Origin of the sequence: Streptomyces oceani, assembly GCF_001751245.1 — a bacterium.
GTDB lineage: Bacteria > Actinomycetota > Actinomycetes > Streptomycetales > Streptomycetaceae > Streptomyces > Streptomyces oceani.
In genome coordinates this window covers 17,660-33,298 of sequence record NZ_LJGU01000158.1, presented here as the reverse complement: position 1 = coordinate 33,298, position 15,639 = coordinate 17,660, and the positions used below count along the sequence as shown (strand labels likewise).

Annotated in this window: 11 protein-coding genes; 9 read left to right on the top strand and 2 right to left on the bottom strand. The window is 71.4% G+C overall.

Going from position 1 to position 15,639, the window contains the following annotated elements:
* Positions 1-513 (top strand): DUF4190 domain-containing protein (locus AN216_RS24810; RefSeq protein WP_212732754.1); only part of this gene is annotated, 513 nt, incomplete at its 5' end.
* A 59-nt stretch (positions 514-572) separates the two neighbouring features.
* The gene (locus AN216_RS24805) at positions 573-1,031 is read left to right on the top strand and encodes a bifunctional DNA primase/polymerase (protein ID WP_070198961.1); all 459 of its coding nucleotides are present in this window, start codon (positions 573-575) and stop codon (positions 1,029-1,031) included.
* Here the strand turns inward: AN216_RS24805 and AN216_RS27835 are convergent.
* Both AN216_RS27835 and gabT read right to left on the bottom strand, forming a co-directional pair.
* Complete coding sequence (locus AN216_RS27835; protein WP_244502644.1) at positions 916-1,602, bottom strand: phosphatase PAP2 family protein; 687 nt, start codon at positions 1,600-1,602, stop codon at positions 916-918. The two genes, AN216_RS24805 and AN216_RS27835, sit on opposite strands and share 116 nt — an antisense overlap.
* A gap of 286 nt (positions 1,603-1,888) precedes the next feature.
* Positions 1,889-3,247: a 4-aminobutyrate--2-oxoglutarate transaminase gene (gabT, locus tag AN216_RS24800; RefSeq protein WP_420855795.1), complete on the bottom strand. Its 1,359-nt coding sequence runs from the start codon at positions 3,245-3,247 to the stop codon at positions 1,889-1,891.
* Positions 3,248-3,588: 341 nt separating this feature from the next.
* Here gabT and AN216_RS24795 point away from each other — a divergent pair, with 341 nt between their 5' ends.
* The 7 genes from AN216_RS24795 (at position 3,589) to AN216_RS24765 (ending at position 15,491) form a co-directional block, all read left to right on the top strand.
* Positions 3,589-5,880: a type IV secretory system conjugative DNA transfer family protein gene (locus tag AN216_RS24795; RefSeq protein WP_420855794.1), complete on the top strand. Its 2,292-nt coding sequence runs from the start codon at positions 3,589-3,591 to the stop codon at positions 5,878-5,880.
* Between the two features lie 174 nt (positions 5,881-6,054).
* Positions 6,055-7,797: a PucR family transcriptional regulator gene (locus AN216_RS24790; RefSeq protein WP_070198960.1), complete on the top strand. Its 1,743-nt coding sequence runs from the start codon at positions 6,055-6,057 to the stop codon at positions 7,795-7,797.
* A 260-nt stretch (positions 7,798-8,057) separates the two neighbouring features.
* On the top strand, positions 8,058-9,518 hold the full coding sequence (locus AN216_RS24785; RefSeq protein WP_070198959.1) for an aldehyde dehydrogenase family protein: 1,461 nt from the start codon (positions 8,058-8,060) through the stop codon (positions 9,516-9,518).
* A 121-nt stretch (positions 9,519-9,639) separates the two neighbouring features.
* Entirely contained in the window at positions 9,640-10,125 is a 486-nt protein-coding gene (locus AN216_RS24780; RefSeq protein ID WP_070199034.1) for a GNAT family N-acetyltransferase, read from the top strand.
* Positions 10,126-10,333: 208 nt separating this feature from the next.
* A complete protein-coding gene (locus AN216_RS24775) occupies positions 10,334-12,262 on the top strand; it encodes an acyl-CoA dehydrogenase family protein (protein WP_070198958.1) in 1,929 nt (642 codons plus the stop codon).
* Positions 12,263-12,918: 656 nt separating this feature from the next.
* Positions 12,919-14,190: a 1-deoxy-D-xylulose-5-phosphate reductoisomerase gene (dxr, locus tag AN216_RS24770; RefSeq protein WP_079166973.1), complete on the top strand. Its 1,272-nt coding sequence runs from the start codon at positions 12,919-12,921 to the stop codon at positions 14,188-14,190.
* Positions 14,187-15,491, top strand: a complete 1,305-nt coding sequence (locus AN216_RS24765; RefSeq protein ID WP_070198957.1) for a M50 family metallopeptidase — start codon at positions 14,187-14,189, stop codon at positions 15,489-15,491. Before dxr ends, AN216_RS24765 begins: the two co-directional genes overlap by 4 nt.
* Positions 15,492-15,639: the final 148 nt, after the last annotated feature.

Below are 15,639 nucleotides of genomic sequence, written 5' to 3'. Positions count from 1 at the left end.
GCGGGCCCGTACGGGCCCGCCGGACACTCCGCTCCACCGAGCGGGTACGCGCCGCAGCAGACGGCCCGGTACGGGGGGTTGGTGGCCTCGCCCGCGGCATACGGCTACGGCGCTCCCGGCGGCTACGTCCCGCCCCACATGCTGCCGACCGGTCAGTCCACGGCGGCGATGGTGCTGGGCATCGTGAGCATGGTGCTGGTCCTGAGCTGCTACGGCGCGCTCATCGCCCTGATCACCTCGCCGATCGCGCTGGGGTTGGGCCTGGCCGCGCGGCGGAAGGTGGAGCGGGGTGAACTGGGGGGTCACAGCCAGGCCATGGCCGGCTTCGTGATGGGGATCATCGGGCTCGTGCTCTCCCTGATCCTCATGGCGATCCTGGTGTTCGCGGTCAGCTCCCTGTACAGCCTCGAGGAGGAGGACACCGTGGACCACGACCCCGGATACTCCGACACGTACGACGCCGGGACGGCCACGCACCCGCTGACCGGAAATCCCCGGGCCCAACTAGCGTAAGAATTCCCCCTCGGCCCGCTCTCCACGTGGTGACGGAACACCGCGCAGGAGGGCGAGCCATGAACGACGACACGGGGGACTGGCGTCACGCGATCGACTGGCTGGTGTCCGCGGCACCCGACCCGGATGCCTGTCGGCGCGCGTGGCGCAGCGACCCGCTGGGAGTGATGCTGCTGCCGGCCGGTCGACTGTGGGACGTGCTGGTGGTGACGAGCGGCCTGGGCCCGGCGACCTTCGACGTGCTGACCGGCTGGCTGGAGCGACCGGGGCCGGTGCTCGCCGACTTCGGTGGGGCGCGGGTGGGGTTCTTCGTGCCACCGGGAACCTCCGCGCACTGGACGGCGACCGGTGTGCGCGGTGCCGGACTCGGGAGCTGGATCGTCGTGCCCCGGCCCGGTCCGGTCACAGCGGGGGTTCGCTGGTTGGTGCCGCCGGACGGTGCCGGCACCCTGACGAATCCGCGGGTGTTGGAGTCGGCGCTGCACGAGGCCGCCGTACGGACCCACGGGTACGGCTGAACGAGCGGCCGCCAGGCCGGCGGCTCCGCGCACGGAGGGCCGCCAGGCCGCACAGCAGCAGACCGGCCAGGAGCCAGCTGGCGAGCACGTCGGAGGCCCAGTGATAGTCGCGCAGCACCAGACCGGCCCCCACCCCGAGGTTGAGCAGCACGGCGAGGGCGTATCCGGCGGGTCGTGCGCGCAGCAGCGCCAGACCGCCGTACGCCACGGCGGCCGTCGCGGCGTGGCCGGAGGGGTAGTAGCCGGCGTAGTCGCCCAGCGCTGCGCCGTCCGGTCCCGTACGTGCCAGCGCCGCCTTGAGCGGCAGCACCAGAACGGGGACCGCCAGCGTCGCCGCCGCGGCGCGGCCCTCCGGCGCCCACCCGCGTCCGCGCGACCCGTGCCAGCCGGCGCTGGCGGCGAGTACGAGCAGCGCGGCGAGTGCTCCGCCGAGGTCGGCGAGGAGTTGCGGTGTCCGGGAGCCGACCAGACTCGTCGTGCTCGCGTGTGTGGCCGCGTCTCGTACGGCCACGTCGACCCGGACGACTGTCCCTTCGGTGGCCACCTGCCAGGTCAGCAGCGCGAACAGCATGACCAGCAGGGCGGTTACCGCGGTGTGGAACGCAGTCGGCCGTCTCCGGGCGGGGGGGAGTGCCCGGGGACGGCCGTGCGGACCGTCCTCCCGCGCGCCCCGGGGGGTGTGGGGCGGGCGGTCATCCGATCCGTGAGGAGTGTGCGCGAGGGCACGACCGGGCCGGCTCCGGGGAACGAGTGGCTCGGCTCTCATCCGCCAGAACCGTACGGCACGCGGTACGGGGGCGGACAGGCCGAACACGGACCTGGCATGACCCTCGCACACATTCTTCACCGAGTGTCGTTCAGAGCGTGCCGAGTGCCCGCTCCAGGACGTCCAGGCCCTCGTTCAGCAGGTCCTCGCTGATGACCAGCGGCGGCAGGAACCGCATCACGTTGCCGTACGTGCCGGTGGTGAGCACCAGCAGGCCGTCCTGGTGGCATGCCTTGGCCAGGGCGGACGTGGCGGCCGGGTCCGGGTCCTTCGTTCCCGGCTTCACCAGCTCGATCGCGAGCATCGCGCCGCGTCCCCGCACGTCACCGATGACCCCGTGCTGCTCGGCGAGCTTCCGCAGCCGCGGCTTCATAACCTGTTCGATCTGCCTGGCCCGGGCGGGCAGGTCGAACTCCCGCATCGTCTCGATGGAACCGAGCGCGGCGGCGCACGCCACCGGGTTGCCGCCGTACGTACCGCCGAGACCGCCCGAGTGCGCGGAGTCCATGATCTCCGCGCGTCCGGTGACGGCGGCCAGCGGCAGCCCGCCCGCGATTCCCTTGGCGGTCGTGATCAGGTCCGGGACGATGCCCTCGTCCTCGCACGCGAACCACCGGCCCGTACGGCAGAAGCCGGACTGGATCTCGTCCGCGATGAAGACGATGTCGTGTTCCCGGGCGAACTCCGAGATCCGGGGCAGGAAGCCCTTCGCCGGTTCGATGAACCCACCCTCGCCGAGGACCGGCTCGATCAGGATCGCGGCGACGTTCTCCGCGCCCACCTGCTTGGTGATCTGGTCGATCGCCTCGGTGGCGGCTTCCTCCGCGCAGTTCTCCGGACCGGTCAGCCAGCGGTACGGGTACGCGACCGGAACCCGGTACACCTCCGGGGCGAACGGGCCGAAGCCGTGCTTATAGGGCATGTTCTTGGCGGTGAGGGCCATCGTCAGGTTGGTGCGACCGTGGTAGGCGTGGTCGAAGACGATGACCGCCTGGCGCTTGGTGTGCGTACGCGCGATCTTGACGGCGTTCTCGACCGCCTCCGCGCCGGAGTTGAACAGCGCGGACTTCTTCGCGTGGTCCCCGGGCGTGAGTTCGGCCAGTCGCTCGCAGACCTCGACGTACGGTTCGTACGGCGTCACCATCACGCAGGTGTGGGTGAACGCCTCCAACTGCGCGGTCGCACGCCGTACGACCGCCTCCGCGCTGTTTCCTACGGAGGTGACGGCGATGCCGGCGCCGAAGTCGATGAAGGAGTTGCCGTCCACGTCCTCCAGCACGCCGCCGCTGGCCCGCTTGGCGAACACGGGCATCACCGCGCCGACGCCGTCTGCCACGGTCGCCTGCTTACGGGCCATCAGCTCCTCGGACTTCGGACCGGGCACGGCTGTGACGAGGCGACGCTCCTGGGGCAACTTGGATTCATGGGACACATCGGTCATCGTGCTCATATCGGTCTCCTCGGGAGGAAGTGAGGTGCGCGTTCTCCGCAGGTTAGGGCCAGTATCAGGGGCGGGACATGCACCGTCGCGGAGAAGTGCACGTGTCGCGTTGGCCGTACCGGATATATCGTTCTCCGGGTCCGACGCCGGACGCCGCGCGGGGCACCACCGCGTCGCGACCCGCGCTCCGGTGCTGGAGGGGGCCGTACGGCTCGTACGGACGGGCCCCGGCCGCGCGAGGCCACTTCGGGCTCCCACGGGTGCGGGCGTGCGGCAACTCGTCCCGGAGAGGACTAGATTGGACGGGCAGGCACTGACGGACGCGGGCTGATCAGGGGTAGAGGCACTCGATGGACAAGGGCTCCGCCGGGCACGGACAGGAGACGGGCCAGGGACGCGGTTCCGGGGCGAGGCGCCCGGAACGGACGCCGGAGTCGGCGGAGGGCGCTCCACGGGCCGCCCAACCGCCCCCGCGGGGCGGATCGATGGGCGGCGGTGACCGGCCGCCACCCGTGCCGCGCTCCCGCACGCCGCAACCCCCGGAGGCCGTGCCGCCACCGGAAGCACCGCCCGGTCCGCCGCCGCGGCCGGCGAGCGCCCCCGAGACCGGCCCTCCGTTGGCCACCTGGCTACGGCTGCCGCGCCCGGACGCGGAGCCGGGCATCTGGCGCTGCGGATACGAACCGCTGCCACCCGAGGACCCGGACCGTATCCCGACCCGGCAGTTGATCAGCGGCGCCCTCGTCACGTTCCTCATCGGCTGGCTCATCTGGTCCCTGCTGTGGAACGGCTACCTGGGGAGCTACTGGCTGTGGCCGATGCTCGCGCTGACTCCGGAGTCCTGGCGGTCCAGCGGCGAGAGCAGGGAGCTGTACAACCTCGTCAGTCTCTGTTACTACGGCCTGGTCATCGCGGCGATCGCGGCGGTCTTCGGCCGCGTCGGGCGCTGGGACGAACTCTTCCGGCGCACGGTCGCCCGCCTGCGCGGTGGCCGTGGCGGACGCACGGGCCGGACCGCCCGGACCCGCCTGGCGCAGCCCGCGGAGCCCGAGGAGGACCCGAGCACGTGGGCCCGGCTGCGCGCCGGCGGTGCGTCGGAGGCCGCCGACCGGCTGTCCGCCGAGCTGCGGGACGGTCGGATGGGCGATGTCGACCACGCCCGCCTCGAACGGGCCTGGCAGTCCGTACGCGCCCGCCCCGATCGGCTGCCCGCCTTCACGAGAAGCGTCCTGGAGAAGGGCGCCGGCGCCTGCTCGCACCCTTCCGGGAAGCGTGACCTGCCGGCCCGCGCGGCACGGCACGACCTGTCGCTCCGCCAGGTCCGTATCGGCACGGCGGCCGACCAGAGCCGCAACCCGCAGGCGTACCGCGGTGCCGGACTGGCCCTGGAGCCGGCGCTGTTGGGCACCTCCGCGCTGGCGGTGGGCCCGCCCGGCTCCGGCAAGAGCACGCGACTGGTGCGACCCGTCGTCGAATCGCTGTGCCTGCAGGCGCTCGCCGGCCAGGCCGCGGTGGTCGCGGTCACCGCCGCGGGCTCCCGACTCGCCCCGGACGACGCCTTCGACGCGGTGGTACGGCTCGGCCGCTCCGACTCCGTCTACGACCTCGACCTGTACGGGGGCACCAGCGACCCCGACGAGGCCGCGGGCATGCTCGCCGAGGCACTCGTCGGGGACCTGACCGGCAGCCTGCCGGGCGGCGACAGTCGACGCGCGGCCACGGCGCTCGCCCAGGTCATCGGCCCGTTCCAGGCCGTGCACGACCGCTTCCCGTACGTTCCGGAGCTGCGCGAGCTGCTGGACGGCTCCGCCACCGCGCTCGACGCGCTGCGGGAGCCGTTGACCGAGGCCGGGCAACGGGCTCAGGTGCGGGAACTCGACGCCTACGAACGGCAGTCGGGACGTTCGGGCGAGGTCGGCGCGTTGCTCGCCGACCGGGTCGCGTTGCTCGACCGGCCGGCCTTCGCGGAGTTCTTCACCCCGGCCGGTGCCGGCGACGGAGGCCACCGGCCTTTCTCCCTGCGGGCGTTGGAGCATCCGCTGCGGGTCCGCGTCGACCTGCCGGAGGGCGGGCACGCGGAAGCCTCCCGGATCTTCGCGCGGCTGCTGCTGGCGCAGTTCACGGAGTGCGCGGTCACCCGCGCGGACCAGTCCCTCTTCGCCTGTCTCGTGCTGGACGACGCCGCGCAGACCGTCAGCCCGCAGTCACTGCGCAACCTCCAGCGCCTGCGCTCCGGGAACGCCGGCGCGCTGCTGACCCTGCGCGCCCTGGACGAGGTGCCCGAAGCCCTGCGTGGGCCGCTGCTCGGCGCCGTCGGCTGCCGCATGGTGTGCGCCGGGGTGACGCCCTGGGACGCGGAGCACTTCGCAGAGGCGTGGGGCACGGAGTGGGTGCAGACCCGGGACGTCACCAACCGACAGCTGGTCTCCGACGAGCCGTTCACCCGCTTCATGCACGGCCTGCGCCGGCTGGTCACGGGCCGGCACGTCACGGCCGAGTCGGTGACCGTGCGCACCGTACAGCGGGAGCGCTGGTCGGCGTCCGACCTCGCCAACGAACTGCCGCCCCGGCATGCCGTGATCTCGCTGACCACGGTGCGCGGCGACCGTACGCCGCCGGTGCTGACCCGGCTCGGGGAGTGACGCGGGTGGGCGCGACGGCCGGCTGGGCATCCGTACGGGATCACGCGCGGACTCGGCGAGGCAATGGACAGGGGAAAGGGACGGGGGAACGGGAGACGGGGCGGCCGGATCTGATCCACTCCGGTGAAGAGAGGATGCCGGAATTGCGGAGGACCGCTGTACGGTGAGGGCGTTATGCCACCGACTCTCGCCACCCTTGTCCAGCACTCCGCCCTGCGGCTCTCTGTGCTCGCCGGGAAGGACCGGTTGGACACGCCCGTGCGCTGGGCGCATGCCAGCGAACTCGCCGATCCCACGCCCTACCTGGACGGCGGCGAGCTGGTCATGATCACGGCGGTGAAGATGGACGCCGAGGACCCGGACGCGATGCGTGAGTACGTCCGGCTGCTGGCCGGTCGGGGTGTCGTCGGCCTCGCCTTCGCGGCCGGAGTGAACTACGAGCGAGCGCCGGAGGCCCTGGTGGCAGCCGCCCGCGAGACCTGCCTGCCGCTCCTCGAGGTGCCACGCCGTACCCCGTTCATCGCGATCGGCAAGGTGGTCTCCGCCGCCATCGCGGCCGAGCAGTACCAGACGGTCACGGAGGGCTTCGACGCGCAGCGGGACATGACGACGGCGGCCCTGTCCCAGGAGGGGCCGACCGCGCTGTTGACCCGACTCGCGGGGCACGTGAAGGGCTGGGTGGCGTTGTACGACGCCTCCGGTGCCGTCGTCGCCGTCGCACCCGCCTGGGCGGCTCGTCGTGCCGCGCGCTTCACCGGTGACGCGGAGCGGCTGCGGGACCGGCCGGCGCCGGCGAGCGCCGTCGTCAGCGAGTCGGAGGCGGGCGACGACCGGGTGGAGCTGCAGTCCATCGGTACCGGGCGGCGGGCCAAGGCCGTGCTGGCGGTCGGGACCGCGGCGCCGCTCGGCACGGCCGAACGGTACGCGGTGCATTCGGCCGTCGCGCTGCTGACCCTGACGACGGAGCGTTCGCGGGCGCTGCAGGAGGGCGAACAGCGCCTCGGCGCGGCGGTGTTGCGGATGCTGCTGGCCGGCGAGTCCGAGCACGCCCGCGCGGTGGCCGGCCGGCTCTACGGTGGCCTGCTGGACGCGCCGCTGCGGGTGATCGTCGCGGAGCCGGCCACGGCCGCCCGGAACCGCACCAGCGGCGTCACCCCGCCGGCGATGACCCTGAGCGCACCGGGAGCCACGGGCTCCGCCATCACCCCGTCCGGCGCGCCGGTCGCGGAAGTGGAGCCGACCGCCCCGGTGCCGGAGCTGTCGGCGGCCGAGCGCGTCCTCGACGACCTGGCGGACGCGACGGAGACCGCCGCTGCCCGGAACGGCGAGGCGGTGCTGGTCGTACCGGACGGCGAGCGGCTGATCGTCCTCGCCTCGGACGGCGGCGCGGCGGTCTCCGCCTGTGCCCGGCATGCCGCGGACGCCACGGCCCAGGAGACCGCCGCGGCCGCCGGGCGTACGGCCGCCGCCCGTCCGTACCGCGCAGCCACACCGGAGCCGAAGCTGGTCATCGGGGTGTCCGCACCGGTCGGTATCCCGGCGGCCGCCATCGGGTTCAAGCAGGCGGACCAGGCGTTGTCCGTCGCTCGCCGACGTGGGGTGGGACTGGTGGAGCACGAGGACGTCGCCGCGGGCTCGGTGCTGCCGCTGCTCGCGGACGAGGCCGTGCGGGCCTTCGCCGACGGACTGCTGCGCAAGCTGTACGAGCACGACGCGCACGGTCGCGGTGACCTGGTCGCCTCACTCCGCGCCTGGCTCTCCCGACACGGTCAGTGGGACGCCGCCGCGGCCGATCTCGGCGTGCACCGGCACACCCTGCGCTATCGCATGCGCCGGGTCGAGGAGATCCTGGGACGTTCGCTCGACGACCCGGACGTACGGATGGAGCTCTGGCTGGCGCTCAAGGCGACCAGTTAGGACCGGTGTCGGCAGCCGGGCCCAGTGCAGCGGAGCCCCGGCCAGCGGAGCGCAGCCCAGCCCCAACCGAGCGGAACCGTACGGGAGAACCAGGGGACGACCCGCATGCCTCGGCCCGATCTGACGCCCCTCCTACAAAGAGTCGCAGGCGCGCGATCGACTACGACGCGCCGGACAATCAACGGATCCGGAAACGCGCCCTACGGTGGGCGGAGAGCGACCGCACCATCCCCACCATTTCGGAAGGGCCGGGATTCACTGTGCCAGCTACGAAGGAAACAGCCGCCCGTGCGTTCTGGCTCGCCGGCCGGCAGGCCACCGGCGAGGACACTCTCGAGGTCACCTCACCCTGGGACGGCCGACCGGTCGGCACGGTGAGTGTGCCCACCGACGCGCAGGTCGAGGAGGCGGTGGCCGCCGCGACCGCCGTCGGCGAGGAGTTCGCCGCCACCCCCGCGCACGTACGGGCCGCCGCGCTCGACCACATCTGCGGCCGGGTCACTGAACGGGCCGAGGAGATCGCGGAGTTGATCTCCGCGGAGAACGGCAAGCCGATGAAGTGGGCACGTGGCGAGGTCGGCCGGTGCGTCTCGGTCTTCCGGCTGGCCGCCGAGGAGGCCCGCCGGTTCAACAGCGGCACCGCGCAACGGCTGGACACGGACGCCGGCGGGGCCGGAAAGCTCGCGCTCACCAGGCGGTTCCCGCGAGGCGCGGTGCTCGGGATCGCTCCGTTCAACTTCCCGCTCAACCTGTGCGCTCACAAGGTCGCCCCGGCCATCGCCGTCGGCACCCCGATCATCCTCAAGCCCGCCCCAGCCACCCCGCTGTCGGGGCTGCTCCTCGGTGAACTCCTCGCGGAGACCGAACTGCCGGCCGGTTCCTGGTCCGTACTCCCGGTGCCGAACGACAGGATGCCCGCGCTGGTGCGCGACGAGCGGCTGCCCGTGGTCTCCTTCACCGGCTCCGCACCGGTCGGCTGGTCCATCCTGGACTCGGCTCCGCGCAAGCGCGTCACGCTGGAACTGGGCGGCAACGGCGCGGCGATCGTGCTGGGGGACTACGCCAGCGAGGCCGACCTTGACTTCGCGGCACAGCGCATCGCCACCTTCGCCAACTACCAGGGCGGCCAGTCGTGCATCTCCGTGCAGCGGGTGCTGGCCGACGCCACGGTCTACGACCGCCTCGTACCGAGGATCGTCAGCGCGGTCGAGGCGCTGCGCACCGGCGATCCCTCGGACAGTGCGACGGACGTCGGCCCGTTGGTCAGCGAGGAGGCCGCCAAGCGGGTCGAGTCCTGGGTGGAGGAGGCGCAGTCCGCCGGTGCGAAACTGCTGACCGGTGGCACCCGGGACGGCGCGACGTACGCACCCACGGTGCTGGAGAACGTCCCCGCCGACACCCGGATGGGCTGCGACGAGGTCTTCGGCCCGGTGGTGTCGGTCGCCAGTGTCGAGGGCGAGCAGGACGCGTACGCCGTGGCGAACGACTCGCCGTACGGTCTCCAGGCCGGCGTCTTCACCCACGACGTGCAGGCGGCGTTCCGCGCCCAACGCGCGCTGGAGGTGGGGGGCGTGATCGTCGGCGACGTGCCGTCGTACCGCGCGGACCAGATGCCGTACGGCGGCGCGAAGCAGTCCGGTGTCGGGCGTGAGGGCGTGGAGTTCGCCATGGAGGACTACACCTACGAGCGCGTGATGGTGCTGACCGGCCTGGAACTCTGAGTCCCCGGGCGCATCCCCGCTGAACACCGCGGCGTCGCCCGCCAACCGACGGGCGACGCCGCGATGTACCCCCGTACTGACGACAACTCCCGTCGACCGCACCGGCTTTAGGGTGGAGGCCGTGAGCGAGGCGCGACGGGCGACGGCAGCGGACACCGCGGAACTGCTCCGGTTGCGCGGCGTGATGCTGGCCAGCATGGCGGGACAGGGACAGGCCGACGACGGCTGGCAGTCCGCCGCGTACGAATCGCTGCGCGCCCGGCTCGGTGAACGGGAGCCGAGCCTGGTCGCGTTCGTCGTGGACCGGGCGGACATCACAGGTGGCCTGGCGGCCTGCGCGGTCGGCAGGGTCGACTACCGCATCGGTGGGCCGGACGATCCCGTGGGGGAGAGCGGGTACGTCTTCAGCGTGGTCACGGATCCGGACGCGCGGCGACGCGGCTACTCCCGCAGTTGCGTGACCGCGCTCCTCGACTGGTTCCGCGAGCGCGGCACCACGCGGGTCGACCTGCGGGCCTCTCCGGAGGCGGAACCGTTGTACCTTTCTCTCGGCTTCACCCACACGCCCGACCCCGCCATGCGGCTGCGCCTGCCGCCCGTGGGCTGACGGCCCGCGAGTCGTCACGCTCCACCTCGTGCGTTCTCCCGGTGCTGACACGGGCGACTTCCTCCAGCGAGACGTCCGTGCTCGCGGGTCGCCTGGCTGCGGTACTCCGCCGTTTAGTCCGCCGAGGCTGGTGAAGCTCGGGCGATTCGGGTACATACGGACGAGTAGCACCCGTCCGTAACGCCAGAGTGCGAGGTGAACGAGCACCATGACCGTCACGGAACGCGAAGCCCGGGAAGTGGCCGAAGCCGCCCGCGAACAGGACTGGCGGAAGCCCAGCTTCGCCAAGGAACTCTTCCTCGGACGCTTCCGACTCGACCTCATCCACCCCCATCCGGAAGCGGAAGCGGAATCGGTGCGCCGGGGCGAGAAGTTCCTCGCCACCCTGCGGGACTTCTGCATGTCGAGCATCGACGGGCCGCTGATCGAACGCGAGTCCCGGATTCCCGACGAGGTGATGCGGGGTCTCAAGGAGATCGGCGCCCTGGGCATGAAGGTGGGCACCGAGTACGGCGGGCTGGGGCTCTCCCAGGTCTACTACAACAAGGCCCTGGCCCTGGTCAGTTCGGCCAGCCCGGCCGTCGGCGCGCTGCTCTCCGCGCACCAGTCCATCGGCGTGCCCCAGCCGCTGAAGCTCTTCGGCACCCAGGAGCAGCGGGACGCCTTCCTGCCGCGCTGTGCCAGCACCGACATCTCCGCCTTCCTGCTCACCGAGCCGGACGTGGGCTCGGACCCGGCCCGGCTCGCCACCTCGGCGGTGCCGGACGGCGAGGACTACCTGCTGGACGGGGTGAAGCTGTGGACCACCAACGGCGTGGTGGCCGACCTGCTGGTCGTCATGGCCCGGGTGCCCGCGGGAGAGGGCCACCGCGGTGGCGTGAGCGCGTTCGTCGTGGAGGGCGACTCGCCGGGCATCACGGTGGAGAACCGGAACGCCTTCATGGGGCTGCGTGGCCTGGAGAACGGCGTCACCCGCTTCCATCAGGTACGCGTCCCCGCCGCGAACCGGATCGGTCCCGAGGGTGCCGGCCTGAAGATCGCCCTGACCACGCTGAACACCGGACGCCTCTCGCTGCCCGCGACCTGTGTCGGCTCGGGCAAGTGGTGCCTGAAGATCGCCCGCGAGTGGACCGAGGCACGCGTGCAGTGGGGCAAACCGGTCGCGAAGCACGAGGCGGTCGGCGGCAAGATGTCCTTCATCGCGGCGACCACCTTCGCGCTGGAGGCGGTGGTCGACCTGTCCTCCCAGATGGCGGACGAGGAGCGGAACGACATCCGGATCGAGGCGGCCCTGGCCAAGCTGTTCGGCTCGGAGATGGCCTGGCGGATGGCCGACGAGCTGGTGCAGATCCGCGGTGGCCGCGGCTTCGAGACCGCGGAGTCGCTGGCCGCTCGTGGTGAGCGGGGTGTGCCGGCCGAGCAACTGCTGCGCGATCTGCGGATCAATCGCATCTTCGAGGGCTCGACCGAGATCATGCACCTGCTCATCGCTCGGGAGGCCGTCGACGCTCATCTCTCGGTCGCGGGCGATCTGATCGACCCGGAGAAGTCGGTGTCCGACAAGGGCAAGGCGGCGGTGGCGGCCGGCGGCTTCTACGCTCGCTGGCTCCCCAGGCTGGTCGCCGGGCCGGGGCAACTGCCGGGCGCGTACACCGAGTTCGACACCCTCGCGCCGCACCTGCGCTACGTCGAACGGACCGCGCGCAAGTTGGCCCGTTCCACCTTCTACGCCATGTCCCGGTGGCAGGGGAAACTGGAGACCAAGCAGGGTTTCCTGGCCCGGATCGTGGACATCGGCGCGGAACTCTTCGCGATGAGCGCTGCCTGCGTACGTGCCGACAAGCTCCGAGCCGAGGGTGACTGGGCCGCCGGCGCCGGCGAGGGCCCGGGCGGACAGGCGGCGTACCAACTGGCGGACGCCTTCTGCCGACAGTCCCGCATCCGCGTGGAGGAACTCTTCGGGCGGCTCTGGCACAACACGGACGACCTGGACCGTTCCGTCGTACGCGGCATCCTCGCCGGTTCCTACACCTGGCTGGAGGAGGGCGTCATCGACGCTTCGACCGAGGGCCCGTGGATCGCCGACGCCACCCCCGGCCCGTCCACGCGAGAGAACGTGCACCGGCCGATCCGGTGAGGGCGCGCGGCACCCGGCGGTGCCGCGAAGTGTGGGCCGCCGCTCCGAGCGGCGGCCCATTGCTGTCACTACTCGACGTTACGTATGCCGTCCAGGAATCCCGCCCATGTCGGGGCGCTGAACACCAGCGCCGGGCCTGCCGACAGCTTCATCTGAGTCCCGGCGAGGTCGAACTGCACTGGGCGCAGCTCGGCCGGTCGATCGACCGGCGTGACCAGCACCTGACTGGCGAACCGCGTTGACCACCCCGTTGCCCCGGTACACCCCGTCCGCCGTCGTGGTGGAACTGGACGCGGACGTGCCCGGTGACCGCCTGGCGGGGAAGGCGTGCGTGACGTGCGGAGCCCGTGCCGTGTCGCTCGTCTATGTCGGGTGGGCCCGGGTCGCCACGACGTCCCCTGGCCGGTACCTGTCCTGTCCGGTCAGCGCGTGTGCCCCCTGCACCGGCCCGATACCCGGTGCCGATGCGGGAACGGAGTGACGCACCCGCTTTCCGGGCACGTGACCAGTCCCCGTGGTCACGTGCGCGTGTGGGAGTCACGCGTGGCGGCCTCAAAGAGCCGACAGCGCCGTGGGGTTGGACGTGTTCTGCCCAGGGGTGTGCCGTCCGCTGGTCCCGTGCCCGAGCAGTGTGGGCGAACAGACACAATGGGGGGATGACGGACTCCCTAGCTGACCCGCACACGCGGTATCCGGTCGGCGCGACGATGACCGACGGACAGATTCCGGACGGGCCACGCGACATCGTGATTCTCGGATCAACCGGTTCCATCGGCACGCAGGCGGTCGAGGTGGTGCTGAGCAATCCCGGCCGTTTCCGCGTGACCGGCCTGTCCGCCGCCGGGGGCCGTCCCGCGCTGCTGGCGGGTCAGGCGCACCGGCTGCAGGTGCGTACGGTCGCCGTGGCCCGCGAGGACAAGGCCGTCGAGCTGCGTCAGGCGTTGCGCGCGGAGTACGGCGTCGGGGAGCCCATCCCGCAGGTGCTGGCCGGGCCGGACGCGGCCAGCGAGCTCGCGCAGTCCGAGTGCCACACGGTGCTCAACGGCATCACCGGGTCGATCGGTCTCGCCCCCACGCTCGCCGCGCTCCGCGCCGGACGCCTGCTCGCGCTGGCGAACAAGGAGTCGCTGATCGTGGGCGGCCCGCTCGTCAGGGAACTGGCCGCGCCAGGTCAGATCATCCCCGTGGACTCCGAGCACTCGGCCCTGTTCCAGGCGCTGTTGGGCGGGACTCGTCGGGAGGTGCGCAAGCTGCTGGTCACCGCCTCGGGTGGCCCGTTCCGTGGGCGTAGCCGAGCGGAGTTGGAGCGGGTCACGCCGAAGGAGGCACTGGCCCACCCCACCTGGGAGATGGGGCCGGTGATCACGGTGAATTCCGCGACCCTGGTCAACAAGGGACTGGAGGTGATCGAAGCCCACCTGTTGTACGACATTCCCTTCGACCGCATCGAGGTCGTCGTACACCCGCAGTCCTTCATTCATTCGATGGTGGAATTCACGGACGGCTCGACGCTCGCCCAGTGCGGGCCGCCGGATATGCGGCTGCCCATCGCGCTGGCACTGGGCTGGCCGGAGCGGGTGCCGGACGCCGGTCCGTCGTTCGACTGGGGCCAGGCGATGTCCTGGGAGTTCTTCCCCCTGGACGCGGAGGCGTTTCCGTCGGTGCCGCTCGCCTGCCGGGTCGGCGAACTCGGTGGTACGGCACCCGCGGTGTTCAACGCCGCGAACGAGGAGTGCGTCGACGCTTTTCTCACCGGCAGGCTGCCGTTCACGGGAATTGTCGATACGGTCTCGGCAGTGGTCGGGGAGCACACCGGGGGCGGCGGTGCGGGAGCCGGCCTCACCCTGAACGATGTCCTGGAAGCCGAGGACTGGGCGCGTACCCGTGCCCGTGAACTGGCACAGGCGGTAGTGGAGGCCCGCGCATGACGACGTTCATGACCATTCTCGGCATAGTCGTCTTCGTGGTCGGCCTGCTGTTCTCCATCGCCTGGCATGAACTCGGTCATCTCTCCACGGCCAAGCTCTTCGGTGTCCGGGTGCCGCAGTACATGGTCGGTTTCGGTCCGACGATCTTCTCCCGGAAGAAGGGCGAGACGGAGTACGGCATCAAGGCGGTGCCGTTCGGCGGTTACATCCGCATGATCGGCATGTTCCCTCCGGGCGACGACGGCGCGGTGCGGCAGCGTTCCACCTCTCCCTTCCGGGGCATGATCGAGGACGCCCGGGAGGCGGCCTTCGAGGAGTTGCAGCCGGGTGACGAGAAGCGGCTGTTCTACACCCGCAAGCCGTGGAAGCGGCTGATCGTGATGTTCGCCGGGCCTTTCATGAACCTCATCCTGGCGGTGGCGATCTTCCTCGGAGTTCTGCTGACCTTCGGTGTCAACACGACCACGACCACGGTCTCCAGCGTTTCCGAGTGCGTCATCCAGGCCAGTCAGAACACCGACAAATGTCCCGCGAGCGCGAAGGACTCGCCCGCCAAGGCGGCCGGGCTGAAGCCCGGCGACAAGATCGTGGCTTTCGACGGCCAGCAGGTCGCCGAGTGGGACCAACTGCAGCAGCGGATCAGGGACACCATCGGCCCGGCGACGCTGACGGTCGAGCGGGACGGCGAGCGCAAGACGCTGCACGCCGATCTGGTCAAGAACCAGGTCGCGAAGTTCGACGGTGACGGCGGTTATGTCGAGGGCGAGTTCGTCACCACCGGATTCCTCGGCTTCACCCCGGCCAACGGCATCGTCGATCAGTCGTTCCCCCAGGCCGTGGACCGGATGGGCACCATGATGGTGGACGGCTTCGAGGCACTGGTCGCGTTGCCGTCCAAGATCCCGGACCTGTGGGACGCGACCTTCGGCGGCGCCGAGCGGGAACAGGACTCGCCGATGGGCGTTGTCGGTGCGGCCCGGGTCGGCGGCGAGGTCTTCTCCCTCGACATTCCGCCGGAACAGCGGGTAGCGACCATGCTGTTCCTGGTCGCCGGATTCAACCTCTCGCTGTTCCTGTTCAACATGCTTCCGCTGTTGCCCCTGGACGGCGGACACATGGCGGGTGCGTTGTGGGAGTCCGTACGACGACACGCCGCGCGACTCTTCCGCCGGCCCGATCCGGGCCCGTTCGACGTGGCGCGGCTGATGCCGGTGGCGTACGTGGTGGCGGGCGTGTTCATCTGCTTCACGCTGCTCGTCCTGGTCGCGGACATAGTGAATCCGGTGCGGCTGACCGGATAGCACCACGGGACATGTGTGTGCGGTCGTCGGAAACACGGCGCCCGACGGCCCACCCACACGTGTCAACATGGCGGCGGCGATGTGCTTCGCACGTGTCCGGTGCCGTAATCTCGGGCGCGAATCCCGTCGCTTTCGGGACCCTCGATCC